Source organism: Bacillus sp. GM2, assembly GCF_056155945.1.
This window is the reverse complement of the sequence record NZ_JBRKSZ010000007.1, coordinates 2456762-2482699: the sequence shown is the minus strand read 5'-3', so window position 1 is coordinate 2482699 and position 25938 is coordinate 2456762. Positions and strand designations below refer to the sequence as shown.

The window sequence follows — 25938 nt, the reverse complement described above, 5'->3', positions numbered from 1 at the left end:
TGGCGCATGAATGAAAACCAGCTATATTTGGAGGAAGCGACCCGCTGGAAAATGAAGTTTCTCAGAAAGCCGTCGATGGCTGAGCGGATGTCGAAAGGGGTACAGTCGAAAATTAACGCCCGCATTCCCGCCAAAGTTCACAAGGCGATAACAGAAAGCATTAAAAAGATGGTCGAGGCTACTTTGCTCGGCTCAAATTTAACGACTTTTGACAAGAAAACAGGCACGCTTTCGCTAAGGGAAAAAGATGAGCTGGCTCAGAAGACAATCGCTCAATATCAAAAGGCGGCTGCTGTTGAAGGGATCGGAACAGGCGCGGGCGGGATTTTTCTCGGACTGGCGGACTTTCCGCTCTTGCTCGGCATTAAAATGAAATGCCTGTTTGAATTGGCGTCGATTTACGGATACGATATTAAGGAGAAAGAAGAACGGATGTTTCTTCTGTATATTTTTCAGCTCGCCTTTTCCGGAGAAGCGCACCGAAAAGAAATTTTCCGCATGATCGAACATTGGGATACCGAAAAGCGCGAAATCGATTGGCAGGCTTTTCAGCAGGAGTACCGGGACTATCTCGATCTTGTAAAGCTGCTTCAGCTTGTGCCCGGCTTCGGCGCAGTCATAGGCGGAACGGCTAACTATAAGCTGCTTGGGCACCTTGGGGAAACAGCGAGGCACGTTTTCCATCTGAGATTGATTCATGAGACAGCCGGATATTGATGATCCGGCTGTTTTTTATGCTATTTCGGTTGTTCCATTGCAGGCGTTTCGCGGACCGCCTGCTCTTTCTCCTGATAGGAGACCGCGGCATTTGCCAGCACTTTGGCTGCGATCAGCATCGCTTTTTCATCGATATCAAACTTCGGATGGTGATGGGGAAACACCGCCTCCGGATCTTCAGGACGGGCGCCTGTGAAGAAAAATGTCCCTTTGACGTGCTGCAAGTAGTAAGCGAAATCTTCCCCGCCCATTTGCATGCCGCTTTCTTCAACTTTTTCAACGCCTTCCGTCTGTTTGGCGATTTTTGCGAGAAAAGACGTTTCTTCCGGGTGGTTGCAGACAGGCGGATAGCCCCTTTCGAAGGAATAGTCGCAGTCAGCGCCATGCATGCCGCATATACCTTTTGCAACCTGTTCAATTTCGTTTTCAATCAAGGTGCGGATTTCTTCATTGAAGGAACGCGCCGTTCCGATTAAAACGGCTTTATCAGCGATTACATTAAAGGAGTTGTCGGCAACAAATGAACCTGTCGAAATGACAGCCGGCTGAGTCGGATCAAGCCTGCGGCTGACAATCTGCTGGAGGGAAGTGACGATCTGCGATCCGATCAGCACGGCGTCTTTTGTTTTATGAGGCTGTGCGCCATGCCCCCCTTTGCCTTTAATCGTAATCGTAAAACGGTCTGCAGCGGCCATGATCGGTCCTGTCCGGTATTGAACTGTTCCCGTCGGCTCTGTAGCCCACAAATGGGTCCCGAAAATCACGTCAACCCCGTCAAGGCAGCCGTCTTCAATCATCGGCCTGGCTCCGCCCGGCGAATACTCCTCGGCATGCTGATGAATGAAGACGATCTTTCCTTTTAAACGGTCCGCGTGCTCATTCAAAACTTTAGCGAGGACAAGCAGGGTTGCCGTGTGCCCGTCGTGTCCGCAGGCATGCATGACTCCCGGCACAGTCGATCGGTAAGGCGCGTCTTTTTCATCATGAATGGGCAGCGCGTCAAAATCGGCTCGAAGCGCAATGACGGGGCCGGGAGATCCGCCTTCGATGTAGGCGAGAACTCCGCCTCCGCCTACGTTGGTGCGGATAGGAATACCGAGCGCTTCATAGTAAGAGGCGATAAATGCGGCTGTTTTCTTTTCTTGAAAAGAAAGCTCCGGGTGCTGATGAAAATGGCGCCTCAATTTGACCATTTCATCGTAGTGGGCATCAAGCTGGTTATTGATTTGTCGGACAAATCCGGATGCGCTCAAAAAAATTCCTCCTTTTAGGAATGGTAAGTTTTTATAATTTTATGACAATTGGAGCCGCTGTTCAACCTTGCTGTCCCGTATTTATAGAAGAAAAATGGCGGCAATCGTTGTGACGGTTAATCCGGCAGCTACAGGAATAAAGTTTTTTCTGGCAAGATCGAACGGGTCAACTTTGCAAATCGCTGCAACTGGAATGAGCGCCCATGGCACAAGCGTACCGCCGCCGACCCAAATGGCTGAGATTTGGCCGAGCGCAGTCAGAACGGCTGGATTGCTGTCAACCGCCGCAGCAAACATCGAAGCGGCTGATCCTGCGAGAGAAATCCCCGAAAATCCGGATCCGTCAAGACCGGTCACCGCTCCTGTGACAGTGAGCGCAACAGCGGCGATTTCCGGAGAGAGCGGAACGCTGTGGGCAAAGGCCGAGCCGAGGTCCTGCACGATCCTATTAGAAAAACCGGGAATCTCTGCTGTCAGTACTTTTTCAAAACCCGCATCGCCCAAGTAAAAAAAGGCGGCGATTGGAATGACGGGGGCAAACACTTTAAAGCCAAACTGAAATCCGCTAATGAAATAGCCGGTGATTTTCTCAAGACGCCGGTGTTTGTGGACGATAAAATGAATGAGAATCATGACGAAGACTGCCGTTCCTCCGACAAGCGCCGTCGCTTCGTCCCCCTGCAGTTCCAATATCAGCATCGCGGCGATATCTCCTAAAAAAATGACCGGAATCAACAGCGCGAGCCATTTTCTGGAGGTCTGGGGAAGAAGCCACTCAGGCTCGCTTTGCAGCTGCTTACTGGCCGCTGCTCTATTGCCTTTCTCTTTCCGGAGCATCAAAAAGGCTGCCCCCGTTGTCGAAAAGCCCATGATCAAGACGAGCGGAACGCTTGCAGACATCACTTCCGCAACGGGCAGCCCGGCTGCATCTCCGGTCAATTTAGGCGCTGCCTGGATGATGTAATCGCCTGATAAAGCGAAACCGTGGCCGAATAAATTCATGGCGCACGCTACCGCCATCGGGGAGAGGCCGGCTTTCAGCGCGGCGGGCAGGAGGACGGCGCCGACCAATGCGACAGCCGGGGAGGGCCAAAAAAATGAAGAAATGATAAACATTAAAGCTCCGGTGATCCAGTAGGCCAAGACAGGGCCTTTCATCCATTTGGCGATCGGAGTGACCATTGCTTCATTGACGCCGGTCTTTACCAGCAGCTCACTCATCGAAACGGTAAAGCAGATGATGAAAATAGTCGGAAGAAGTTCCCCGGCGGCGTAGATTAAGCTGTTAAACATGCCCATCACAGACGCCATGACTGAATGGGTCGCGGCTAATGAGATGAAAAAAATCCCGACAAGCGATATAAAGGTGGTATCAAGACGAAGTAGCATAAATGCGAGAATAGCTGCAATAAAGCCCAAATATAAAAAGTGAACGGACGTTAATTCAATTTCCATTTTCCGATCCCCCCTTTAAACATAACCTCATACAGCGTATTCCTGGGCTGTCAGAGTGTGAAGGAAGGGCTCATTTCCTCGGAAATAAAAAAACTGCCTAAAAGGCAGTTATTCGACAGAATGATACGAAGAAATATAGGATGGGTGGGAAAAAATCGTTCCGCCTTGGTTGATTCCTGCGGAAGATTCCTTCTTTTGGTGGGCTTCGCTGAACGACTTGGAGTTTTTCCAGTCTTGAAATGACTGTTCTCTGTCCCACAGTGTCAATACGATATACGTATCGCTGTCTTTCGGCCTCAGCACCCTGAGGGCTTTAAAGCCGGGCTGATTTTCGATTTTTCCGGCTCTGTTTTTAAAACGGGCTTCGAAAAGCGGCCTTCCTTCCGGTGTGACAGGGATGTTGTTGAGGACGGTGAATCCGGAATGTTCCAAAGATCCCGACTGATCGATGATTTCGTAGCGGTGAGGAGAATGAAAGACGCTTTCTCCGTCGGTTTCGTGAAAGAGAATGGCGGAATCGTGGCTTTTCATAAATAACATGTTTTCAAGACCGTGCTGTTTGGCGAGCTTTTTTAAAAAATCGACAGTTCCGTATGTAATGTAAAAATTCAATTTTATCACCCCTTTTTTGATAGTATAACAAAAGGACGATTTAAAATTCTATCCATTACCCGCTATAAATGCTGCAACATAATTTGAAGAAAAAATTCCCATACTAGCTATAGAAAGGAATGAGGTGACCATATGAGAAAGAGATTTTTCATTCCAATCATCATTACAGCGGCGATATTCCTTTTATCGTTAATCGGATATATTACGATTTTGTTCCTGGGGGATTATGTGATTGATGAAAAGAAACTGATTTTCCATGCTTCTTCTAAAATCGTCGACCATAATGGAGAAGAAGTCGCAAGCCTCTATACCGAAAACAGAAGGCCTGTTTCAATTGCCGAGGTGCCGGACAATGTAAAAAATGCCTTTATCGCGGTTGAAGACAAGCGCTTTTATGAGCACCACGGCATCGATTTTAAATCGGTTAGCCGTGCGGTCTATAAAGATATATTAGCAGGAGGAAAAGTGGAAGGGGGAAGCACGATCACCCAGCAGCTCGCAAAAAACACTTTTTTGACAAATGACAAAACGTTTTTAAGAAAAACGAAAGAAGTCATTATCGCTATCAATTTGGAGCGGGATTACAGCAAAGACAAGCTTTTGGAAATGTATTTGAACCAGCTATATTTCGGGCACGGCGTCTATGGAATCCAGGCGGCGGCAAACTACTTTTTTAACAAAGATGTGAAAGACTTGACGGTCAGTGAGGGAGCGGTGCTGGCTTCCATTCCTAAAGCGCCTTCAACGTATTCGCCCATTCTCAATCCGGAAAAAAGCCGGGAGCGGCGCAATGTCATTCTCGGCATGATGAACGAGCAGGGATATATCAGCTCAAAGGAAACCGTCAGGGCCCAAGGCAGCACATTGGGGCTCCATGTGAAAGAAAAATCAAAAAATCCGTGGCTTGACAGCTATATTGATCTTGTCATGAAAGAAGCGGAAGACAAATATTCGATATCGAGCGAACAGCTTCTCCAAGGCGGATACACGATCAGTGTTCCGCTCGATGTTTCGATTCAAAAAGCGGCCTACACGCTGATGAAGCAGGACGGCTATTTTCCCGGCACAGACAACAAAGCTGAAGGGAGCGCCGTTTTTATCGATAACAGGACAGGCGGCGTAGTAGCCGCTCTCGGGGGACGGGAATATGCTCCAAAAGGCTATAACAGGGCCACCGCCCAGCGCCAGCCGGGTTCGACGTTTAAACCGCTTGCCGTATACGGCCCCGCTCTTGAAGAAAAGCTGTTCAAGCCGTATTCGATGCTCGAGGATAAACAGCTGTCATACGGCGGCTACTCGCCTAAAAACTATGACGGCCAATACGCGGGCAAGGTCTCGATGGTGGATGCGCTGACATACAGCAAAAACGCGCCTGCTGTATGGACGTTAAATGAGATCGGAATCGAAACGGTGAAGCCTTATCTCAGCCGTATGGGCATGAACGTGCCGGATGAAGGGCTGGCATTGGGGCTAGGCGGTCTGGAAAAAGGGGTGTCGCCGCTCGAGCTTGCCGGGGCATACCGGACATTCGCAAATTCAGGACAATACACCGAGCCGTTTTTTATTAAAAAAATCACCGATGAAAACGGGGATGTCATGTTCCGCCACGAGGAAAAATCGGAAAAGGTTTTCAGCAAACAAACAGCGTGGAACATGACGCGGATGCTGGAGGAGGTCGTGAAAAGCGGAACGGGAAAGGCCGGTGATTTTTCCGGGGAGATTGCAGGAAAAACGGGTTCGACCACGTATACCGGAAAAGAGGGCGGAACTAAAGACGCCTGGTTTGCGGGGTATACGCCCGAAGTGACGGGAGCTGTCTGGATGGGATACGATAAAACGGATGAGTCCCATTATTTAAAAGGCGGCAGCGCTTATCCGACAAGGCTGTTTAAAGACATTTTAAAACGCACCAACCATAAGCCTGAACGGTTTAAGGCGCCTGAAGGGGTAAAAGATCTGGACAGGCCGATACGCCTCGAAGACCTGGAAAGCGTTAAAGCAGACTATTCCTTTACGCCGATGGGGCTGATTACGGTGTCATTAAAATGGCATGAACAAGAGGATAAAAGGGTTGAATACCGAATATATGAAAGGAAAAACGGAAAAGAAACGCTGATTGATACGGTTAAGGGAAAAGGAAGCTTTTCAATCCCTTATGCAAACATCTTTTCCGATGCTTCCTACAAAATTGTTCCATACAATCCGCAGACGAAAACAGAGGGAAAAGGGACTGATTATGTTGAACCGAAAGTGTTTCCTTCGGGTCATTAGATACCCGAAATTCATCAATTTCTTGAACAATAAGTCTCATGAGTATACCGTTCAATAAAAAAACGGTATATTGGAAGGAGTAATTTTGCGAACGTATGGTTGCAGCTTGAAAGGTGGATATCATGATGAAAAACGACAAGGCTTTTAATGACACATTCTTAAAAGCATGCCGAGGAGAAAAGGCCGCCCATGTACCGGTATGGTACATGAGGCAGGCCGGAAGATCACAGCCTGAGTACAGAGCGCTCAAGGAAAAGTACGGTCTGTTTGAAATTACGCATCAGCCCGAATTGTGCGCTTATGTGACAAGGCTGCCCGTCGAACAGTACGATGTCGATGCGGCGATACTTTATAAAGACATAATGACACCGCTTCCAGGTATTGGCGTTGACGTCGAAATTAAAAACGGGATCGGCCCTGTCATCGATCAGCCGATTACATCTCTCGCAGATGTTGAAAAACTCGGCGAACTCGATCCGCAAGAGCATATTCCATATGTGCTGGAGACGATCAGGCTGTTGACGGAAGAACAGCTGAACGTTCCGCTGATCGGTTTTACAGGGGCGCCCTTTACATTGGCCAGCTATATGATCGAAGGCGGCCCGTCCAAAAACTACAATAAAACAAAAGCGTTTATGTACAGCCAGCCTGCTGCATGGGATCTTTTGATGAAAAAGCTCGGGAAGATGGCGGCTGTATACGTTAAAGCTCAAATCCGCGCCGGCGCCAAAGCCATCCAGGTGTTCGATTCCTGGGTCGGCGCGCTGAACGCCGGTGATTACTGCCGCTACATCAAACCGACGATGGACGTTCTTTTCAAAGAGTTGAAAAAAGAAGACGTGCCGCTGATTATGTTCGGGGTCGGCGCAAGCCACCTCGCGACTGAATGGCACGATCTTGACCTCGACGTCGTCGGGCTGGATTGGCGGATGAGCGTACAGGAAGCCAGGGATAAAGGGCTGACAAAAACGCTCCAGGGAAATTTGGATCCTTCGATCCTGCTTGCCCCGTGGGAAGTCATCGAAGAAAGGACGAAAGCCATTCTCGATCAGGGCATGCAGACGGACCGGTTTATTTTCAACCTCGGACACGGGATCTTTCCAGAAGTGAGTCCCGACACACTGAAAAAATTGACGGCATTTGTTCATGAGTATTCCGCCTCAAAAAAATCGAGCCTGATCACATGAGCATTTCAGTTGGTCTTTTCAATATAAACTGTCAAAATACGTATAGATCATGATCTTTAAAGAGGTGTTCACGTTGGGTAAAAAGAAAATGGGGCTTCTTGTCATGGCATATGGGACGCCGTACAAAGAGGAAGACATTGAACGTTATTATACACATATCAGAAGAGGCAGAAAGCCTGAGCCTGACATGCTTCAGGACTTAAAAGACCGCTATAAGGCGATCGGAGGAATTTCTCCGCTTGCAAAGATCACGCAGGAGCAGACGAAGCAGCTGGAAAAACGCTTAAACGAGCTTCAGGATGATGTGGTGTTCAAGGCATATATCGGTCTCAAACATATCGAACCTTTCATTGAGGATGCCGTTCGGGAGATGCATAAAGACGGGATTACAGAAGCCGTCAGCATCGTGCTCGCGCCCCATTTCTCCACCTTTAGCGTACAGTCGTACAACAAGCGGGCGAAAGACGAGGCTGAAAAGCTCGGCGAATTGTCGATCACATCGATCAACAGCTGGTATGATGAGCCGAAATTTATCGCTTATTGGGCGGATCAGGTGAGAAAAATCTATGACGAAATGCCTTCGGAAGAGAGGGAAAACGCCGTCTTGATTGTATCGGCGCACAGCCTTCCCGAAAAAATCGTCGAAATGGGTGATCCGTATCCTGAACAGCTTAAAGAATCAGCGAAGCTGATTGCCGAAGCGGCGGGAGTAAAAGATTACGCCGTCGGCTGGCAAAGCGAAGGAAACACCCCTGATCCGTGGCTGGGACCGGATGTTCAGGATTTGACGCGCGACTTGTCAGAGCAAAAAGGGTACAGCGCTTTTGTTTATGCTCCCGTCGGCTTTGTAGCCGACCATTTGGAAGTCCTTTATGACAATGACTATGAGTGCAAAGTCGTCACGGACGATATCGGAGCAAGCTATTACAGACCTGAAATGCCTAACGCTAAACATGAGTTTATCGATGCTTTAGCGGATGTTGTATTAAAACAATTGGAGAAAGAACAGTAAAGAAGGCGATTGTAAATGAGTGGAGAACGCAGGCAGATTGTCATCATCGGCGGCGGTATTACCGGGTTGGCCGCCGCCTTCTACTTGGAGAAGGAAATCAAAAAGAATGATCTCCCGGCCGAAGTCACGCTTGTTGAAGCAAGCCCGAGACTGGGCGGAAAGATGCAGACGGTACACAAAGACGGCTATGTGATTGAACGGGGTCCGGATTCATTTTTGGAACGGAAACAAAGCGCACCTCAGCTCGTGAAGGATCTCGGACTGGAGCATTTGCTTGTGAACAATGCGACTGGCCAGTCTTATGTGCTTGTCAGCGAAACGCTCTATCCGATTCCGGAAGGAGCCGTGATGGGGGTGCCGACAAAAATCGGTCCTTTTCTGACAACCGGCTTGTTTTCCTTGCCGGGGAAGTTGAGAGCCGGAATGGATTTGGTGCTTCCAGCAAGCAAGCCGCAGGAAGACCAATCGCTCGGAGAATTTTTCAGAAGGCGCGTCGGCGGTGAAGTGGTGGAGAACCTGATCGAACCGCTTTTGTCAGGCATTTATGCCGGGGACATCGACCGTCTCAGTCTGATGTCGACTTTCCCGCAGTTCTATCAGACAGAGCAGAAGTACAGAAGCTTGATCATCGGGATGAAAAAATCGCGCGGCGCCCAGAGCGCCGGAAAGCCTGCAAACAAAAAGAAAGGCCAGTTCCAGACGGTGAAAACCGGCCTGCAGACGATAGTTGAAGAATTGGAAAAGCAGCTCGGCATCACAAAGGTTTATAAAGGCACAAAGGTCGTCAGCATTGAGCGTGCGGGCTCGGCTTACAGCATGAAGCTTGACAACGGCAAGGTGCTTCACGCCGATTCGGCCGTGGTCACCGCTCCTCATAAAGCAGCTGCCGCGATGTTTCAAAAAGAGGATTGGCTGAAGGGTTTAGAGGATATGTTGTCAACATCTGTCGCCAATGTGGCGCTCGGATTTCCGGAAGAAGCCGTCCAAATGGAGCATCAAGGCACGGGCTTTGTCATTTCAAGAAACAGCGATTTTTCCATTACGGCGTGTACCTGGACAAACAAAAAATGGCCGAGCACAACGCCTGAAGGAAAAGTCCTGCTAAGGGCTTATGTAGGGAAAGCCGGCGATGAGTCCGTTGTCGAACAGTCTGATAACGAAATGGTGAAAATCGTCCTCGACGATTTAAAACGGATTATGAAGATCGACGGCGAACCGGAAATGACCTGCATCACAAGATGGCATGAAGCGATGCCGCAATACCATGTCGGCCATAAGAAAAGAATTAAAGAAATCAGGGAAGGCTTGGAAGCGTCCTATCCGGGTATTTTCATTACGGGGGCCTCATTTGAAGGGGTCGGCATCCCTGATTGCATCGACCAAGGCAAGCAGGCCGTCGCCGATGTACTCTCGCACCTTTTCGAATAAAGAAGAGCAAAAAAAGCTGACCGAAACCATTCGGCGGCTTTTTTTATTTTCACTCTTTTTACAGCTTTCATCATTTTAAAGTTTGTTTATGGAAAAGATAACATTTAATCTTTGCATTTTACATTTATATGTGTTACATTACTTTTTGTACTTACTGACCAAAATGTTCAAATAGTCAATTCCGGGGTGAGAAACCGTGAGCAAAGATCGAAAAGCACTGATTTTAGAAGCGGCGACAAAATCGTTTACACAATTCGGCTACAAAGCGACGACGATGGATCTGGTGGCGAAGCTTGCCAATGTCGGCAAGGGTACGATCTATACCTTTTTCAAGAATAAAGAGGAACTGTTCGATGACATTTTTTCTTCGCTTCTGATTGAAATGAAGCAAACGGCTGATCAAGCGATTGACCCTGATCTGCCTTTTCACGAAAATGCCCATCGCGCGATGATGGCGATATTGGAGTACAGAAAGAGGCACCAGCTGACCATTAAGATCTTTCAGGAAGGCGCGGAGCTCGGCACACCGGCGGCCCGCGAGGTGATTGAAAAGCTGGAACGCATGGTCATCGGCTATATTAAGAGAAAAATTAAAGAAGCAATTAAAAATGACGATATTAGACCGTGTGACCCAGAGCTGAACGCGTTTGTCATCTTCAAGCTTTACATCGCGCTCATCTTTGACTGGGAAAAAAACCATGAACCGCTGAAAGATGAAGAGTTGGCAGAGATGCTGAAAATGTATATTTTAAAAGGATTATCTCGTTAGATTATCCTTTCTTTGTTTAAAGGGGTGCTTAGTCGCGTAAGGAGAGCGGCTACTAACTAGGAGGCGTATCAACATGAATGTTTTCAAAAACCAGTGGAGAGAACTGATAACCAATAAAAAACTACTGATATCCGTGATCGGGGTTCTCTTTATACCGCTGATTTACAGCAGCATATTTTTGGCGGCTTACTGGGACCCATACGGAAACGTCGATCAGCTCCCTGTGGCGGTTGTGAATTCCGACAAGGGGACGACATATGAAGGAAAAGACCTTCATATCGGCGACGACCTTGTCAAAGAACTGAAAGAAAACGATAAATTCGACTGGCATTTTACGACGAAGGAAAAAGCAATGAGAGGCTTGCAAAATGAGGAATACTACATGGTTGTAGAAATCCCTGAAAACTTTTCGAAGGATGCCAGCACGGTTATGGATAAACATCCGAAAAAGCTGAATCTGATTTATCATACAAACGCCGGACGAAACTATGTCGGCGCCCAGATCAGCGATAAAGCGATTGAACAGCTTCAGCATTCAGTCGGCTCTGAAATCACGGAGCAATATGCTGAAGTCATCTTTGACAATTTCGGCAAAATTGCAAAAGGTCTCGGTGAAGCAAGCGAAGGAGCCGGAAAGCTGGATAAAGGACTGAAAGATGCGAAAGAAGGAAGCGAAAAGCTGAAAAAGAACCTTGAAAAGCTCGCGAAAAGCCAAATTCAGTTCAACAAAGACGGAATGGAGAAGTTCGGCGCGGCATTCAATACGCTGAACGACAAAATTCATGAGCTTGATTCCGGGCTTGCACAATTTTTGGAAAAAAGCGGCCAGCTGCACAGCGGTGCTCAACAGCTCCAACAAGGCATGCCTCAGATTGTGGCGGGATTGGAGCAGATGAATGAAAAAGCGCAGAAGATAAGCAAACTCGAAGAAGCGATTTCAAATGAAAAAATTCAGCAGCTCGAAACGGCGCTTTCAAATGCCGAAAAAGCGAAAAAAGAAATCAGCCAGATTTCGAAAAATATTGATGAGCTTGAAGCGGCATTGAAAAACCAGCACAGCGAAGTCAAACAAATTATTGAATCCAGCAACATGCTGAAACAAGAACAGAAAGCCGCGCTTATGAAACAAGTCGATGAAAAAATGGGAACGGTGAAACTCCCTGAGTTTGACAAGTTGAAAGCGCAAATTCCCGATGTCAGCGAACTTCCCGATTTATCCGGGCTGAAACAGAAGCTTGAGGAATTGAAGCGAGTCCCTTCGGATGTGAATAAACTTTATAAAGGATCGCAGAAGATTCAGCAAGGGCTTGATGCGCTGACAAACGGTTTGGGTGCTTACAACGAAAAATTCGCAGAAGCGAAAAGCGGATCATCCAAAATCGCCGAAGGCAGCCAGACGTTAGTCGGAAAGTTCGGCGATCTGCAAAGCGCGGCCGATAAACTGAAAGACGGTTCTTCCAAACTTGCAGAAGGGGCTAAATCCCTTGATGAAGGTCTTGGCAAGCTGTCTGACGGAAGCGGGGAGCTGTTTGATAAGCTGTCTGACGCTGCCGATCAAACCGGCGATATTCAAGCGGGAGACGAAAACTACAATATGTTCTCAGACCCCGTTGATGTGAAAGGCGATAAAATCGATCCGGTTTCCAACTACGGAACAGGATTAACCCCGTATATCTTGTCGCTCGGCTTATTCGTCGGCGCATTGATGATTACCGTTGTCTTCGATGTGAAAGAGCCGGCTGTCCGGCCCGAATCAGCCTTTGGCTGGTTTATGAGCAAATTCAGCGTGCTTTTTGCAGTGGGAATTCTTCAAGCGGCGATCGCCTGCACGATCATTCTCTGGGGCATCGGGCTTGAAGTGCAAAGCGTCTGGAGATTCTATCTGTTCAGTATAATCATGAGCATTACATGTCTTGCGATCATTCAGTTTTTGGCTGCGACAATGGGAAATCCGGGACGATTCATTGCCGTCATTCTGCTCGTGCTTCAGCTTGGAGGAAGCGGAGGAACATTTCCTCTTGCACTTGTCCCTAAGTTCTTCCAGGTCATCCATTCTGCACTGCCGATGACCTACAGCATTGCCGGATACAGAGCGGTGATTTCAAGCGGAGACTACGCGTATATGTGGGAACAGGCTGCCGTGCTCGGCGGTGTTGCGATCGTCATGATGGCTCTGACGCTGATTTATTTTAAAGTGCTGCTGAAAAAAGGAAAAATTGAAGAGCAGCATGCATAAAAGAAAAACATCTTTTCAAGCCCGGCAAGGGCAAGAAAAGATGTTTTTTTTGATATTAGGAAGCTGGCGCGCCCCATTTTACAATCAGGCCCGTATATGTAAGACCCCCGCCAAAACCGAACAGAATCAAGGTGTCGCCTTTTTTCAGCTTTCCGTTTTTGACGGCTTCATCAAGGGCGAGAACGATTGATGCGGATGAGGTGTTGCCAAACCATTCGACGCTTGTCAGCGCTTTTTCGGCTGGAATTTCGGTTTTTTCGCAAATCGATTCGATCATTCGCAGATTCGCGCTGTGCGGGACGAACCAATCGATATCTTTCAGCTCCATTTCAGCTTGGGCAAGCAGTTTTTTGACGCCTTCAGGAACGGACCTGACCGCCCACTTATACACTTCGCGGCCGTTTTGAACCATTTTCCCTTCACCTGAAAGCGGCTCTCCTTTAAGGTCGCTTCGCAAGCCGGTTCTGTATAAATGGCGGGCTCCGTCACCTTTCGTGTCCTGGGCAAAAGTAATAAAGCTTGGGTCTTTGTCGTCCCGTTCGACAAGCAGGGCGCCTGCGCCGTCTCCGAACAAAATGCAAGACGTGCGGTCTGTATAGTCGGTTGTTTTTGATAAGGTTTCCCCGCTGATCACAAGAATTTTTCTATGCAGTCCGGAAGTGATGAGGCCGTTGGCCATATGCAATCCGTACGCTAATCCTGCGCAGGTCGCATTTACATCGACCGCGCCCACTTCGTTCCATCCGAAGTGTTCCTGAACCTGGCATGCCGTGCTTGGAAAAGCGTAATCCGCCGTTGTGGTAGAGACGATGATCATGTCAATATCGTCAAGCGTGCCGCTGTATCTGTTTTTTAGATCTTCAACCGCCTTTATGCAAAGATCTGATGTGAATTCGTGACTCCCGGCGATTCGCCTTTCTTTCATTCCTGTCCGCTGAATGATCCATTCATCAGAAGTATCAACGATCTTTTCAAACTCTTTGTTTGTCATGCGCTTTTCGGGAACATAGGTGCCGATGGCGGAAATTCGCGCTTTTGATAAAGTTTTCATGAAATTCACTCTCCTTTTTCTTGTTATATCACCTAGTATTAGTATCTGGTACTAAAATGTTGATATGAGGTATACTATAACCATTACAAGTTGGGAGGAATGAACCATGTCAGGACAGAAAACGATGGAGCTCATCAAGGAGCTCGTCTCCATCCCGAGCCCTACCGGAAATACGTATGACATTATAGACTATATCAACCGCCTTTTAGAGAAAGAAGGAGTTGAAACAAGGCATAACCGTAAAGGCGGCCTGATCGCGACGATACCGGGATCTGACAAATCCCGGCACAGGATGCTGACCGCTCATGTCGATACCCTCGGAGCTATGGTGAAAGAGATTAAACCGAACGGAAGGCTGAAAATTGATTTAATCGGGGGCTTCAATTACAACTCGATTGAAGGCGAGTATTGCAACATTGAAACAGCATCTGGGAAAACTTACACCGGCACCATCTTAATGCATCAGACATCAGTGCATGTATACAAAGACGCCGGAAAAGCCGAGCGGAACCAGAAAAATATGGAGGTCCGCATTGACGAACCGGTCAATAGTGCCCGGGCGCTCGGCATCAATGTCGGCGATTTTATCTCCTTCGATCCGCGCGTTGAAATCACGCCGAGCGGGTTTATCAAATCGCGTCATCTCGACGATAAAGCAAGCGTCGCCCTCCTCATCGAGCTGATCAGAACCATCAACACAGAAGGGATGACACTGCCTTATACGACGCACTTTTTAATTTCCAACAATGAAGAAATCGGTTATGGCGGCAACTCCAACATCCCGCCTGAAACGGTGGAATATTTGGCTGTTGATATGGGAGCGATCGGCGATGGACAGTCAACCGACGAATATACGGTATCCATTTGTGTGAAGGATGCCAGCGGGCCTTATCACTACGGGCTTCGAAAGCGTCTGACAGCCCTTTGTGAAACACACGGAATCGGTTATAAGCTTGATATTTACCCGTACTACGGATCAGATGCTTCAGCAGCCGTCAAAGCGGGCCATGATATCGTCCACGGGCTGATCGGCCCGGGAATTGACGCATCCCACGCGTTTGAAAGGACGCATCAATCGTCCTTGGAGCAGACGGCAAAGCTGCTGTATCACTATGTTCAGTCTGACATGGCATAAAAAAGCTCCCAAAGGACCCCGGTCCCTTGGGAGTAAAAAAAGAGTGGAAGTCATCCATCCGTAAAGGATGGCGTTTACTTACCAGTAATCATAGTGTTTTTTCTTTTTGCAGTGATCAAAGTGGTCAAACTTCTTGTAGTCATAGTCATAATCGTACTTCTTATAGCATGGATAATAGTAGTAATAATAGTAGTAGTAGTATTTCTTGCAGTCGTGGTCTTTCTTGTGGTAGTCAAAGTCATAATCTTTCTTGCAATGGTCATGGTAAAAATACATTAAACTTCCCTCCAGTTTTCTTTTCTAATTTAACTACAGTACATCGTATGTAAAGGAAAGGAAGTTGTTTGGACAGGTTTCTTGAGTAATTTGCATATTTTTGAAAAAACGTATGTTTCTCCAAAAGCGGGAAACATACGTTTTTTTGCGGGCTGTCAGCCGGATACTTCTATATCTGCCGGCTCCCTTTGATTTAAGACGGCCTGTCCTTTAACGGCGTCATATTCACCTTCCCATTTTGACATGACCACAGCGGCAAGAGCGTTTCCGGTCAGGTTGACGACCGTTCTCGCCATGTCCATAATCCGATCGACTCCGGCAATGAAGGCCAGCCCTTCAGCAGGAACGCCGATCGTGCCCAGGGTCGCAAGAAGAACGACGAATGATGTGCCGGGAACGGCAGCCATTCCTTTAGAAGTGACCATCAGAACAAGGATGAGCGTGAGCTGCTGTCCAATGGACAGATCGATGCCGTAGACCTGCGCCAGAAACAGCGCCGCGATCGCCTGATACAGGACAGAGCCGTCAAGGTTAAATGTGTAGCCGATCGGAATGACAAACGACACAATGCCTTTCGGACATCCGATTTTCTCCATTTTTTCCATGACGCGCGGAAGCACAGTTTCAGAGCTTGATGTACTGTATGCAAGAAGAAGCTCATCTTTCATATAGGCCAAAAATTTAAATATATTGATACCGCACAGCTTGCCGACGATCCCAAAAATGACAATCAGGAAGAAAGCAAGAGCAAGATAGACAAGCAAAACGAGCTTTCCTAATGATAAAAGCGAAGAAAAACCAAATTTTGAAACCGTTACACCAATTAAAGCAAAAACGCCGAACGGCGCGAATTTCATGACGATGTTCACGACGTGGAACATGGCTTGAGACGTTGCCTCAAAAAAGGAGAGCACAGGCTTGCCTTTTTCGCCTATGGCTGACACTCCGAGTGCGAACAGAACAGTGAAGCAAATGATCGCAAGCAGATCGCCTTCAGCGAGCGATTGGAAAAAGTTTGTCGGCACAATGTGCAGGAACGTGTCTGCGACAGATTTGGTGCTTGCCTCTTTTTCTGTTTCTACATATTGGCTGATATCCTGTTTTTCAGCACCAGAAAAGTTTACGCCGTGTCCAGGTTGAACGATGTTTCCAAGGAGAAGTCCGAGCACGATCGCAAAAGTCGTAATGATTTCAAAGTACAGAATCGTCCGAAAACCGAGCCTGCCGACCTTTTTGCCGCTGCCGGCCCCTGCAACCCCGACAATCAAGCTTGAAACGACAATAGGAATCACAATCATTTTGATTAATCTTAAGAACAAATCACCGACGGGCTGCAGATACGTTGCGACTGCAGGGTTTCCGAACCAAATCGCTCCTGCTGCAACACCTAAAATCAGCCCCAGGAAAATTTGTGTGGCTAATCCGAATTTAAGTCTTTTCATAGATGCCCTCCCAACGCATGCTTAATTTTATACTAGAATATTAAACTTGAGATCGTAAATTAAGTATAGCGAAAGAAAATGCAACTCGTCCATTAAAAAAATAACGTCTGAATATATTGAAAATTCAAATATGAGATGATTATCCCAGCTTAAATTCAAATCGGGACGTTCATCGGTGTATATTTCCCTAAGTGAAATAGTAAAAAGTTATTAAAATAATGAATTTTGACAAGAATCTCTCTCTTTATAACTAACTTTATGACAAAAAAACGCCCCGGGGAATCACCCGGGGCGTTTCAGACCGTTGACAAAACAGGTCGGATTTTAAAAATCCGACCTGTTTTTGTCCATTTTATTCTATTATTTCGATCAGAAGGCTGGCGGTTAGGACCTTTCCAGGTCCAATTCGCCAGCTTTTTCAGATTCATGGCAGCGAAAACAAGCATCGCCTGCATGGACAATTTTTTCTTTCCCCGTAAGGTTGTCCAGCGCAAGCCATGCTTATGTTTTAAATCGGCAAAAACTCGTTCGATCGTCTCTTTACGTTTGGCATAGATTTGTTTATTCTCTTCCGTATGCCGAAGATGATCAGCTTCGTCTAAATGATCCTGCCAGATATGTCTGTGAATCATCTTTCGATGATCTCTACTTTCTGTACACGTATGTAGTAATGGACATTGTTTACATCGATTTGGATCTGAAGCATACTCTCGATAACCTTGCCGATTGGTTGTGCGATAGGAGAGAATATGGTCTTGCGGGCAGATATAGACATCATAAAATTCATCGTAAACATACTCGTGTTTTCTCATGAATCCTTTTTTGGTTTGCGGACGCGTGTAAGGCATAACAGGGCGAACGTTTTCTTCATGAAGAAATTTTGCGATAACCGGTGTTTTGTATCCGGCATCAACTGCGACCGTATGAGGCTTGGCGACGCGCTCTTTCACTTGTTGAAACAGGGTCGTGAACACTTGGCTGTCATGAATATTGGCAGGCTCAACAACCGTCCCCAGCACAAATCCGTTCCGGTCACAAGCTGTATGAAAACCATAAGCAAAAAGGCGTTCCCGTTCACCCTTTACAAAATAGCCGCTCTCAGGATCTGTTGTACTTTCTTTTATTTCTCGTTCTTCTGAGCATTGCCTGGGCTTTAAGGGCTTTTTGCCGTTGGCTTCGCGATCGGCATTAATTTCTTGATCTAACTGTTCCTGATAAGCTCTTGTTTCTTTTCTTACGATCTTTTTCACAAACTTTTTCTTATTGGCATTCGCTTTGACATGTGTGCTGTCGATGAAGGCAACCGAAGGATCGACGAGGCCGAGATCCATGGCCTGACGTAAAATCCTATAGAAGATTGTTTCAAATAGGTCTGTGTCATGAAAGCGACGTTCATAGTTTTTACTGAAGGTTGAAAAGTGAGGGATTTTTTCAGAGAATCCATATCCAATAAACCAGCGATAGGCTACATCAGTTTCGATTCGCTTAATGGTTTCGCGCATGGAGCGATGACCAAACACGTATTGAATGAGCACCATTTTAATCAGTACAACAGGATCAATACTTGGACGCCCTTTTGAAGAATAAAGAGGGGCAACTTTTTGATAAATAAATGAAAAATCAATGGCTTCTTCCATCTTCCTGACCAAATGGTCTTCAGGTACAAGCTCACTTAAGGCAACGACTTCAAGCTGTTCACGCTGATCTTTAGAGTGTTTGGTCAACATGGTAAAACCTCCAAAAATTAGATTCCACACACATTTTAACAAAAAAAGCTTGTCGATCAAGCCACTTTTTTGTGACTTTGTCGACAAGCTGAAACGCCCCGGGGAATCACCCGGGGCGTTTTTTAATGACGTCTATATATCTTTTACATTTAAGCATTTAGAGCAAGTGTTTCCGTAGCATTCGTGTTGCTCATCAATATCGTGGCCGCATTTTGAACATTTTTTGGAAGGCAAATTTCTGAAGAACTCGGTGATTTTAGCGAGCATGTTGATTCCCCCAATTCATTTGTTGTCATCATTGTATTATAACAGAAGCTAGAAAATCAATGTCTGTTTTATGACAAAATATAAAACATGCAATTTTTAAGAAAAATGGGTATATTGAATAGGGGGACGATAGACACGAAAAAGAGGTGTGTATATATGAAGATGACAGTCATCGGCTGCTGCGGAGGATTTCCGGCTGCAAATGAAGCGACTTCAGGCTATCTCTTTCAATCCGGGGATTATTCCGTTTTAATCGACTGCGGCAGTGCCGTTTTATCGAAGCTTCAGCTGTTTTTGCCCGTTGAGGAGCTTGATGCCGTTATATTATCCCATTATCATCACGACCATATTGCGGATGTCGGCCCTTTGCAATTTGCCAAACTGGTCGGCTCATTCCTCGGCAAGGGAGCGAGTGTACTTCCGATATATGGACATCCTTTTGATGAAGAGCAGTTTTCAAAGCTTACATATAAAACGCATACCGTTGGATTGGCCTATGATCCGAAACAGTCTTTAGCAATCGGACCGTTTACGTTCACGTTTTTAAAAACGGTTCATCCCGTTGACTGCTTTGCCATGAGGGTGACGGACGGTGTTCATTCTGTCGTTTATACGGCCGATTCGAGCTTTCAGGAAGCTTTCATCCCGTTCAGCAAAGGAGCCGATCTATTGATCTCAGAGTGCAATTTTTATGCGGATCAGGATGGGAGAAGCGCCGGTCATATGAACAGCCTCGAAGCCGGACGCATCGCTGCGGAAGCGGGTACGGGACATCTGCTCTTGACACACCTCCCGCATTTCGGGGAACATCAAAAACTAGCAGAAGAGGCCAAAACCGTTTATAAAGGCGCGGTTGATCTGGCGCGCACCGGTTATGTGTGGGGAGAATAGAAGGAGGAACTGACAAACATGCTGTTTATCGATAATCAAAATATTACAGATCCGAGGATCAACTTGGCGATTGAGGAGTACTGCTTAAAGCACCTCGATCCTGAAGAGACGTATCTGCTGTTTTATATCAACCAGCCGTCGATCATCATCGGCAAAAACCAAAATACGATCGAGGAAATCAACACAAAGTATGTGGATGAAAACGGGATCATTGTCGTTCGCAGGCTGTCAGGCGGCGGAGCTGTCTACCATGACCTCGGGAACTTGAACTTCAGCTTTATTACGAAAGACGACGGCAACAGCTTCCACAACTTTAAGAAGTTTACGGAGCCCGTTGTGGCCGCTTTACAGCGGCTTGGCGTCGATGCGGAGCTGAGCGGCCGAAACGACTTGATGGCAAACGGCCGGAAAATTTCGGGAAATGCCCAGTTTTCAACGAAAGGGAGAATGTTCAGCCACGGCACGCTGTTGTTCGATTCTGAGATTGAACATGTCGTATCGGCTTTAAAAGTGAAAAAAGATAAAATCGAATCAAAAGGCATTAAATCGATCAGGAGCCGTGTAGCCAATATCAGCGAGTTTCTCGATCAGAAGATGACGACAGTGGAATTCCGAAGCATGCTTCTCCGCTATATTTTTGATACCGAAGGGGAAATACCGGAGTATAAGCTGACTGAAAAAGACTGGAAAATCATCAATCAAATTTCAAAGGAACGCTATCAAAACTGGGATTGGAACTATGGGAAGTCTCCGAAATTCAATCTTCAGCATTCAAAACGATTTCAAGCGGGATCGGTCGACATCCGCCTGGAAGTGCAAAAAGGCGTGATCCGCGAGTGCAAAATATTCGGTGACTTTTTCGGAGTCGGCGATGTCAGCGACATTGAAGAGAAGCTGACAGGCGTACAGTATGAAAGAAAAGCGATTGAAGAAGCCCTTCAAGGCGTCGACATCAAGCATTACTTCGGCAATATTCAAAAAGAAGAATTTTTGGATCTTGTCTACTAAAAGAGAGGCTGCGGTTTCCGCGGCCCCTTTTAGACATGAGAGGAATGGAAGATATTTCCCGGCAGCCCTTGAGTGTTTTCTGTTCATTTACTATAATGGGAATAGATTTTGATTATCACAAAATGAATGGTCATTCATTCATTTTTAAGGGGTGGGAGAATGAATTTAGTTTCAAAATTAGGGGAAACAGCTCAATCAAAGCCTGACAGAACCGCTTATATTTTTGGGGAACAGACGGAAACATACGGGGGATTGCAGCAGAAAATTGATTGCTTTGCAGAAGGTCTGCGCGAAATCGGCGTGGAAAAGGGAGATCATATTGCTTTGCTTCTCGGCAATACACCGCATTTTGTGATTGCGTTTTACGGTGCGCTGAAGGCCGGAGCCGTTGTCATACCGATCAATCCGGCCTATACGCCGACTGAGATCGGCTATATGCTGACAAATGGCGATGCAAAAGTGATCGTGGCTCTGGGACAGCTGCTTCCGCTTTACGAAAAGGTGCATGAATCCCTTCCGAAAGTCAGCTGCGTCGTGCTTTGCGAAACGGGAGAGCCGCTTCGCGAACCGGAAAGCACCGAGGTTCAGATGAAATTGAAATCGTTTACAAGCATCATGAAACCTCCTAGCCGGCCGTTTCCTGAAATCGACGCCGAAGATACAGCCGCCATCCTCTATACGTCAGGAACCACGGGAAGACCAAAAGGGGCGATGCTCACACATCAAAATCTATTTTCAAATGCAAATGATACAGCCCGCTATCTGACAATGAATGAATCTGACCTTGTCGTCGCCGCCCTGCCGATGTTCCACGTTTTTTGTTTAACGGTCTGCATGAATGCGCCGCTCATGAACGGCGCAGCGATTTTGATCGTGCCGAAATTCAGTCCCGCCGAAGTTTTCAAGCTGATTAAAAAACATCAGGCGACGATCTTCTCAGGCGTTCCGACAATGTACAATTACCTGTACCAGTATGAAGGGGCGGATGAAACCGGTTTTCGATCCATCAGGCTTTGCATCTCAGGCGGAGCGGCCATGCCTGTCGCTCTCCTGAAAAGCTTTGAAGAAAGATTCGGCGTTCTCGTTTTAGAAGGCTACGGTTTGTCGGAGGCTTCTCCTGTTACATGCTTTAACCCGTTCAGCACCGGCCGCAAGCCAGGATCGATCGGCACGAACATTCTCAATGTGAAAAACAAAGTCGTCAATGAACTCGGGGAAGAGCTGCCTGCCGGTCAAGTCGGGGAGCTGATCGTTAAAGGGCCGAATGTTATGAAAGGGTACTACAACATGCCGGAAGAAACGGCCCATACGATTAAAGACGGATGGCTGTATACAGGTGATTTGGCAAAACGGGATGAAGACGGTTATTTTTATATCGTCGACAGAAAAAAAGACATGATTATCGTCGGCGGCTATAATGTCTATCCGAGGGAGATCGAAGAAGTGCTCTACCTTCATCCGGAAATCGCAGAAGCGGTGGTGATCGGAGTGCCCGACCCGAATACGGGAGAAGCCGTCCACTGCTATGTCGTTCCGAAGAATAAAACGCTGACAGAGGATGATGTCTTGTCGCACTGCAAAAAGCATCTTGCCAAATACAAGCGCCCGGCGGCGATCGTCTTCATGGATGAAATACCGAAAAATTCGACCGGCAAAATTTTAAGGCGCGCTTTAAAAGACATTTTGACAAATCAATCTTGACACGTTAAAAGGGACGCCTGCCGCGTCCCTTTTCTGCAGTTCTCTGAGTAGAGCGTCTTTTTCCCTTTGTCGGAGAACAAAATATGTACCCTCCTCTTCTTTCAGGATGACGGCTTCATCTTTCTTCAGCCAGACGGTGAAGTGAACGCGATGTGTGTCGGTCATGCTGATGTATCCGTGATACGCCGGAGAAGGCAGGCTATGCGCCGTCTTTTCCTTCATTCTTTTCCCTTTGTTAAATGTATCAAGCAGAACGTCTATGTTGTGTCTGTCTTTGATGCTGACCGTTTTTTCGCTGTCATCCGCCTGTTTCAAGATGATTTCTTCGGCATTTCTTGAGTCGAAAGGCTCCGCCATCAAGTGGAATACATAAAAGACAGTGATGAATAAAATACCGAAAAAAAGTATGATCCCCATTATTTTTTTCAGAATGATCACCCCAGGCATTTATTTTCTCCGTTTAATGGCTTTTCATCCTAAAAAATTATGCTATAATGTTCAATAAATTATACAAATGTTCAATTTATTGTGAGGAGGCAGAAGATGAATTCGATTGAAAAACAAGTCGCAGAAAACATAAAGAGGCTGCGAAAAGTCCGCAATTACAGCCTTGATCAATTGTCATCGATGACCGGTGTCAGCAAGGGCATGCTCGCGCAAATTGAAAAAGGCTCTTCAAGTCCGACAATCACAACTTTGTGGAAGATCGCAAACGGGCTGCAAGTATCATTTACTTCCTTGGCAGAAAAGCCCGCGGGGGAGCCGACGGTTGTCAGAAAGCATGAGAAAACGCCCGTTTTGGCCGGAGAAGAAAAATACGCGGCATTTCCGCATTTTCCGTTCGATCAGAAAAAGAAGTTTGAAATCTTTTATATTGAACTTGCGCCCGGCTGTGTGCACGAATCAGAGCCTCACCACGGAGGGATTGAAGAGTATGTTCTCGTCTCTAAAGGGGCGATCGCGGTGACGGCGGGTGATTACACCTGTAGTCTAAACGAAGGCGATGCGATGCATTTCACCGCAAACACCGTGCATACGTACGAAAACAACACGGAACAAACGGCATCATGTTATACACTCATTTATTATCCGTAAAGAGGTGTCAAGATGGAAAAGCAGGATTCACTCAACTTTCTAGACGGGCTTCGTTCAGGGGTTTCCCTTGCCGTCGGCTACATTCCGGTCGCTTTGACATTCGGGCTTTTGGCGAAAACAACGGGACTGTCGCTTTTTGAAACGTTTTTGATGAGCGCCCTTGTTTTCGGAGGAGCGTCCCAGTATATGTCTTTAAGCATGCTCGCCGTTCAGACGGGAATCATCGAAATCGTGATGACGACGTTCATTGTGAATATCAGACATTTTTTATTTTCAGCGACTTTGAATCAATTGGTAGAAAAAGATTCGCCTTGGAAAAAAGCGTTTTACTCATTTTTCGCGGTGACAGATGAATCGTTTGCCGTCGCTGCTCTAAGAAAGGAAAAGCTGACGACCGGGTATATGATCGGCCTCGGTTCGATCGGCTATGTAAGCTGGGTTTTTTGGAGTGCGGCCGGGCATTTTGCAGGGGCCGCCATGCCGGCTGTTCTCCAGGAAAGCATGAGCATCGCCCTTTATGCCATGTTTATCGGATTGTTGGTGCCGCCTTTGAAAAAACAGCGAAAAGTCCTGCTGCTGGCGGGGGCGGCTGCGCTATTCAATACGGTTTTCCAAATGAACGGAATATTGTCGGCAGGATGGTCGATCGTCTGCGCTACGCTTTTATCCGCCGTCCTGATCGAATGGCTGTACCAATTTAGAACAGAGGGGAAGAGAAACTATGTTTAGCCCGATCATCTGGATGATTATCGGCATGGCAGCCGTTACATATGTGCCGCGGATGGTGCCGCTCATTGCTTTTGAAAGCCTGAAGCTTCCCGGATTTTTGGAGCGAGTGCTGAAAAATGTGCCGTACGCCGTTTTAGGGGCTCTCATTTTTCCGGGAATTTTTTTGGTGCAAAGCGGTATGCTCTACGGACTTGCTGGCGCTCTTATCGCATTTTTATTTTCCTATTTTGGAGCGAGCGTCATAGTCGTCGTGATGGGGACGATTTTGACGCTCGCAGGCGCCGGCCTCTTGCTCTCATTGTAAGGCTTGGTTCTAACTTTCGCATGAAAAGCTTACAATAGAAGTAACTGCTATGTGAGAGGAAGTGATTCGCCATGCGGAAATGGATCGCGGGAGCCGGTCTCCTGTATGTGCTGTACGGCCTTTTTTTCTATTGGTATCTCTTTATGGCCGGTGAACCCTCCGTTCCCGAGGCGCTGAAAGGGACAAGCGCAGACCCGGCGGCATTTATGAACGAAAGGGAACTTATGCTGACGGAAGAGTACTCGAAAATAAAGGACTTTCTGTTTTTTATCCGGATTCCGTTTGAGTGGTTTTTATTTTTTATATTGTTGATTGCCGGTTTATCCAGGAAAATGAAGAATTGGGCGGAGCAGACGTCGAAGAGGAGAACGATTCAAATCACAGCATATGTTTTTGCTTTGTTTCTGATCATCACGATCGTTTCTTTGCCGCTTGACTGGATCAGTTATCAATATTCGCTTGACTACGGTATATCAACCCAGACAACCGCAAGCTGGATCAAAGACCAGGTGATCGACTTCTGGATCAGTTTTCCGATCACGGCTGCGGCGGTGATCGTCTTTTACTATTTGATCAAAAAGCATGAAAAACGCTGGTGGTTTTATGCCTGGTGCCTGACGGTTCCGGTTACGCTGTTTTTATTTTTTCTCCAGCCGGTTGTCATCGATCCTTTATACAATGACTTTTATCCGCTTAAAAATAAAGATCTCGAACAAAGCATTCTGAAGCTGGCCGACCAGGCGGATATTCCTGCGAATCACGTCTATGAAGTGAACATGTCTGAAAAAACGAATGCGTTAAATGCTTATGTGACAGGAATCGGCGCCAATAAAAGGATAGTGCTCTGGGATACCACCCTGAACAAGCTGAATGAGCCGGAAATTTTATTCATCATGGCGCACGAAATGGGACATTATGTGATGAAGCATGTTTACATAGGACTCGGCGGGTACTTGCTTTTATCCCTTGCCGTCTTTTATGTGATCGACAAGTTGTACAAGCGGATCATTTCCCGCTATGGAGGAAGTCTTCATATTGCGGGAAAATCCGATCTAGCCGCACTTCCGCTTCTTCTGATGCTGATGGGGGTCATCTCTTTCGCGTCTTCTCCATTTACGAACGCGGTTTCGAGGCATCAGGAAAAAGCCGCTGACCAGTATGCGATTGAACTGACGAACAACAGCGATGCAGCGGTTTCGACGTTTCAGGAGCTCTCAAAAGCCGGGCTGAGCGAGGCAAACCCGCCGTTTCTCGTCAAGATTTTTAAATACGGCCATCCGACGATCATGGAACGGATTCAAAATATTGAACAACCTTCAACTGAATGAAGAAAAAGCTAGTGCTAAAAACACTAGCTTTTTCTATATGCTAT

The 25938-nt window shown here is 46.9% G+C and carries 24 protein-coding genes; 15 read left to right on the top strand and 9 right to left on the bottom strand.

The window, feature by feature from the left end; genetic code table 11:
- Positions 1 to 6 precede the first annotated feature (6 nt).
- Positions 7 to 717: an EcsC family protein gene (locus ACVC9U_RS13620; RefSeq protein ID WP_441391167.1), complete on the top strand. Its 711-nt coding sequence runs from the start codon at positions 7 to 9 to the stop codon at positions 715 to 717.
- Positions 718 to 737: 20 nt separating this feature from the next.
- On the opposite strand, the gene ACVC9U_RS13615 is transcribed toward ACVC9U_RS13620, so the two are convergent.
- The 3 genes from ACVC9U_RS13615 to ACVC9U_RS13605 form a co-directional block, all read right to left on the bottom strand.
- Positions 738 to 1910 (bottom strand): M20 family metallopeptidase, encoded by a 1173-nt coding sequence (locus ACVC9U_RS13615; RefSeq protein WP_162840067.1) that lies wholly within the window; start codon positions 1908 to 1910, stop codon positions 738 to 740.
- A 141-nt stretch (positions 1911 to 2051) separates the two neighbouring features.
- Entirely contained in the window at positions 2052 to 3425 is a 1374-nt protein-coding gene (locus tag ACVC9U_RS13610) for a hypothetical protein (protein WP_011197716.1), read from the bottom strand.
- Between the two features lie 108 nt (positions 3426 to 3533).
- Entirely contained in the window at positions 3534 to 4037 is a 504-nt protein-coding gene (locus ACVC9U_RS13605) for an antibiotic biosynthesis monooxygenase family protein (protein ID WP_441391166.1), read from the bottom strand.
- Positions 4038 to 4169: 132 nt separating this feature from the next.
- Here ACVC9U_RS13605 and ACVC9U_RS13600 point away from each other — a divergent pair, with 132 nt between their 5' ends.
- The 6 genes from ACVC9U_RS13600 to ACVC9U_RS13575 all read left to right on the top strand — a co-directional run bounded on the left by ACVC9U_RS13600 (position 4170) and on the right by ACVC9U_RS13575 (position 12940).
- Complete coding sequence (locus tag ACVC9U_RS13600; protein ID WP_011197718.1) at positions 4170 to 6308, top strand: transglycosylase domain-containing protein; 2139 nt, start codon at positions 4170 to 4172, stop codon at positions 6306 to 6308.
- A gap of 125 nt (positions 6309 to 6433) precedes the next feature.
- Positions 6434 to 7495 (top strand): uroporphyrinogen decarboxylase, encoded by a 1062-nt coding sequence (gene hemE / locus ACVC9U_RS13595; protein WP_011197719.1) that lies wholly within the window; start codon positions 6434 to 6436, stop codon positions 7493 to 7495.
- Between the two features lie 73 nt (positions 7496 to 7568).
- Positions 7569 to 8507, top strand: coding sequence for a ferrochelatase (hemH, locus tag ACVC9U_RS13590; RefSeq protein ID WP_009328940.1), 939 nt, complete (start codon positions 7569 to 7571; stop codon positions 8505 to 8507).
- Positions 8508 to 8522: 15 nt separating this feature from the next.
- Complete coding sequence (hemY, locus tag ACVC9U_RS13585) at positions 8523 to 9935, top strand: protoporphyrinogen oxidase (protein ID WP_441391165.1); 1413 nt, start codon at positions 8523 to 8525, stop codon at positions 9933 to 9935.
- A 196-nt stretch (positions 9936 to 10131) separates the two neighbouring features.
- Positions 10132 to 10704, top strand: a complete 573-nt coding sequence (locus ACVC9U_RS13580) for a TetR/AcrR family transcriptional regulator (RefSeq protein ID WP_009328938.1) — start codon at positions 10132 to 10134, stop codon at positions 10702 to 10704.
- Between the two features lie 73 nt (positions 10705 to 10777).
- A complete protein-coding gene (locus tag ACVC9U_RS13575) occupies positions 10778 to 12940 on the top strand; it encodes a YhgE/Pip family protein (RefSeq protein WP_441391164.1) in 2163 nt (720 codons plus the stop codon).
- Positions 12941 to 12995: 55 nt separating this feature from the next.
- Here the strand turns inward: ACVC9U_RS13575 and ACVC9U_RS13570 are convergent, their stop codons facing one another.
- Complete coding sequence (locus ACVC9U_RS13570) at positions 12996 to 13991, bottom strand: ketoacyl-ACP synthase III (protein WP_011197721.1); 996 nt, start codon at positions 13989 to 13991, stop codon at positions 12996 to 12998.
- Between the two features lie 106 nt (positions 13992 to 14097).
- On the opposite strand from ACVC9U_RS13570, the gene ACVC9U_RS13565 reads away from it, so the two are divergent.
- A complete protein-coding gene (locus ACVC9U_RS13565; RefSeq protein WP_441391163.1) occupies positions 14098 to 15126 on the top strand; it encodes a M42 family metallopeptidase in 1029 nt (342 codons plus the stop codon).
- A 78-nt stretch (positions 15127 to 15204) separates the two neighbouring features.
- Here the strand turns inward: ACVC9U_RS13565 and ACVC9U_RS13560 are convergent, their stop codons facing one another.
- The 4 genes from ACVC9U_RS13560 to yhfH form a co-directional block, all read right to left on the bottom strand.
- A complete protein-coding gene (locus ACVC9U_RS13560; RefSeq protein WP_003180298.1) occupies positions 15205 to 15402 on the bottom strand; it encodes a hypothetical protein in 198 nt (65 codons plus the stop codon).
- 155 nt (positions 15403 to 15557) lie between these two features.
- On the bottom strand, positions 15558 to 16844 hold the full coding sequence (locus ACVC9U_RS13555) for a cation:dicarboxylate symporter family transporter (protein ID WP_075754826.1): 1287 nt from the start codon (positions 16842 to 16844) through the stop codon (positions 15558 to 15560).
- A 296-nt stretch (positions 16845 to 17140) separates the two neighbouring features.
- A complete protein-coding gene (locus ACVC9U_RS13550; protein ID WP_016886315.1) occupies positions 17141 to 18571 on the bottom strand; it encodes an IS1182 family transposase in 1431 nt (476 codons plus the stop codon).
- Between the two features lie 132 nt (positions 18572 to 18703).
- Positions 18704 to 18838: a protein YhfH gene (gene yhfH / locus ACVC9U_RS13545; RefSeq protein WP_003180302.1), complete on the bottom strand. Its 135-nt coding sequence runs from the start codon at positions 18836 to 18838 to the stop codon at positions 18704 to 18706.
- Positions 18839 to 18994: 156 nt separating this feature from the next.
- Here yhfH and ACVC9U_RS13540 point away from each other — a divergent pair, with 156 nt between their 5' ends.
- From ACVC9U_RS13540 to ACVC9U_RS13530, 3 genes are all read left to right on the top strand, one after another.
- A complete protein-coding gene (locus ACVC9U_RS13540) occupies positions 18995 to 19729 on the top strand; it encodes an MBL fold metallo-hydrolase (protein WP_075754828.1) in 735 nt (244 codons plus the stop codon).
- 18 nt (positions 19730 to 19747) lie between these two features.
- Positions 19748 to 20737 (top strand): lipoate--protein ligase LplJ, encoded by a 990-nt coding sequence (gene lplJ, locus ACVC9U_RS13535; RefSeq protein WP_075754830.1) that lies wholly within the window; start codon positions 19748 to 19750, stop codon positions 20735 to 20737.
- A 159-nt stretch (positions 20738 to 20896) separates the two neighbouring features.
- Entirely contained in the window at positions 20897 to 22438 is a 1542-nt protein-coding gene (locus ACVC9U_RS13530) for a fatty acid--CoA ligase family protein (RefSeq protein ID WP_075754832.1), read from the top strand.
- On the opposite strand, the gene ACVC9U_RS13525 is transcribed toward ACVC9U_RS13530, so the two are convergent.
- A complete protein-coding gene (locus ACVC9U_RS13525) occupies positions 22409 to 22885 on the bottom strand; it encodes a YhfM domain-containing protein (protein WP_237562654.1) in 477 nt (158 codons plus the stop codon). The two genes, ACVC9U_RS13530 and ACVC9U_RS13525, sit on opposite strands and share 30 nt — an antisense overlap.
- Positions 22886 to 22981: 96 nt before the next feature.
- On the opposite strand from ACVC9U_RS13525, the gene ACVC9U_RS13520 reads away from it, so the two are divergent.
- The 4 genes from ACVC9U_RS13520 to ACVC9U_RS13505 all read left to right on the top strand — a co-directional run bounded on the left by ACVC9U_RS13520 (position 22982) and on the right by ACVC9U_RS13505 (position 25894).
- Positions 22982 to 23533 carry a helix-turn-helix domain-containing protein gene (locus ACVC9U_RS13520; protein ID WP_075754834.1) on the top strand — a complete coding sequence of 184 codons (552 nt, stop codon included), beginning with the start codon at positions 22982 to 22984 and terminating at the stop codon, positions 23531 to 23533.
- 12 nt (positions 23534 to 23545) lie between these two features.
- Positions 23546 to 24262, top strand: a complete 717-nt coding sequence (locus tag ACVC9U_RS13515) for an AzlC family ABC transporter permease (RefSeq protein ID WP_025808261.1) — start codon at positions 23546 to 23548, stop codon at positions 24260 to 24262.
- Positions 24255 to 24566: an AzlD domain-containing protein gene (locus ACVC9U_RS13510; protein ID WP_075754836.1), complete on the top strand. Its 312-nt coding sequence runs from the start codon at positions 24255 to 24257 to the stop codon at positions 24564 to 24566. The genes ACVC9U_RS13515 and ACVC9U_RS13510 overlap by 8 nt, the downstream gene beginning before the upstream one ends.
- A 71-nt stretch (positions 24567 to 24637) precedes the next feature.
- The gene (locus ACVC9U_RS13505) at positions 24638 to 25894 is read left to right on the top strand and encodes a M48 family metallopeptidase (protein ID WP_075754838.1); all 1257 of its coding nucleotides are present in this window, start codon (positions 24638 to 24640) and stop codon (positions 25892 to 25894) included.
- Positions 25895 to 25938: the final 44 nt, after the last annotated feature.

Bases quoted from the DNA above. Each gene is read 5' to 3' on its own strand.
- ACVC9U_RS13540 (WP_075754828.1), top strand. From the start codon at position 18,995: ATGAAGATGACAGTCATCGGCTGCTGCGGAGGATTTCCGGCTGCAAAT.
- ACVC9U_RS13600 (WP_011197718.1), top strand. From the start codon at position 4,170: ATGAGAAAGAGATTTTTCATTCCAATCATCATTACAGCGGCGATATTC.
- ACVC9U_RS13570 (WP_011197721.1), bottom strand. From the start codon at position 13,991: ATGAAAACTTTATCAAAAGCGCGAATTTCCGCCATCGGCACCTATGTT.
- yhfH (WP_003180302.1), bottom strand. From the start codon at position 18,838: ATGCTCGCTAAAATCACCGAGTTCTTCAGAAATTTGCCTTCCAAAAAA.
- ACVC9U_RS13565 (WP_441391163.1), top strand. From the start codon at position 14,098: ATGTCAGGACAGAAAACGATGGAGCTCATCAAGGAGCTCGTCTCCATC.
- ACVC9U_RS13510 (WP_075754836.1), top strand. From the start codon at position 24,255: ATGTTTAGCCCGATCATCTGGATGATTATCGGCATGGCAGCCGTTACA.
- ACVC9U_RS13520 (WP_075754834.1), top strand. From the start codon at position 22,982: ATGAATTCGATTGAAAAACAAGTCGCAGAAAACATAAAGAGGCTGCGA.
- ACVC9U_RS13620 (WP_441391167.1), top strand. From the start codon at position 7: ATGAATGAAAACCAGCTATATTTGGAGGAAGCGACCCGCTGGAAAATG.
- ACVC9U_RS13515 (WP_025808261.1), top strand. From the start codon at position 23,546: ATGGAAAAGCAGGATTCACTCAACTTTCTAGACGGGCTTCGTTCAGGG.
- ACVC9U_RS13525 (WP_237562654.1), bottom strand. From the start codon at position 22,885: ATGCCTGGGGTGATCATTCTGAAAAAAATAATGGGGATCATACTTTTT.
- hemE (WP_011197719.1), top strand. From the start codon at position 6,434: ATGAAAAACGACAAGGCTTTTAATGACACATTCTTAAAAGCATGCCGA.
- ACVC9U_RS13615 (WP_162840067.1), bottom strand. From the start codon at position 1,910: ATGGTCAAATTGAGGCGCCATTTTCATCAGCACCCGGAGCTTTCTTTT.
- ACVC9U_RS13530 (WP_075754832.1), top strand. From the start codon at position 20,897: ATGAATTTAGTTTCAAAATTAGGGGAAACAGCTCAATCAAAGCCTGAC.
- ACVC9U_RS13550 (WP_016886315.1), bottom strand. From the start codon at position 18,571: ATGTTGACCAAACACTCTAAAGATCAGCGTGAACAGCTTGAAGTCGTT.
- ACVC9U_RS13505 (WP_075754838.1), top strand. From the start codon at position 24,638: ATGCGGAAATGGATCGCGGGAGCCGGTCTCCTGTATGTGCTGTACGGC.
- lplJ (WP_075754830.1), top strand. From the start codon at position 19,748: ATGCTGTTTATCGATAATCAAAATATTACAGATCCGAGGATCAACTTG.
- ACVC9U_RS13575 (WP_441391164.1), top strand. From the start codon at position 10,778: ATGAATGTTTTCAAAAACCAGTGGAGAGAACTGATAACCAATAAAAAA.
- hemY (WP_441391165.1), top strand. From the start codon at position 8,523: ATGAGTGGAGAACGCAGGCAGATTGTCATCATCGGCGGCGGTATTACC.
- ACVC9U_RS13560 (WP_003180298.1), bottom strand. From the start codon at position 15,402: ATGTATTTTTACCATGACCATTGCAAGAAAGATTATGACTTTGACTAC.
- ACVC9U_RS13610 (WP_011197716.1), bottom strand. From the start codon at position 3,425: ATGGAAATTGAATTAACGTCCGTTCACTTTTTATATTTGGGCTTTATT.
- ACVC9U_RS13555 (WP_075754826.1), bottom strand. From the start codon at position 16,844: ATGAAAAGACTTAAATTCGGATTAGCCACACAAATTTTCCTGGGGCTG.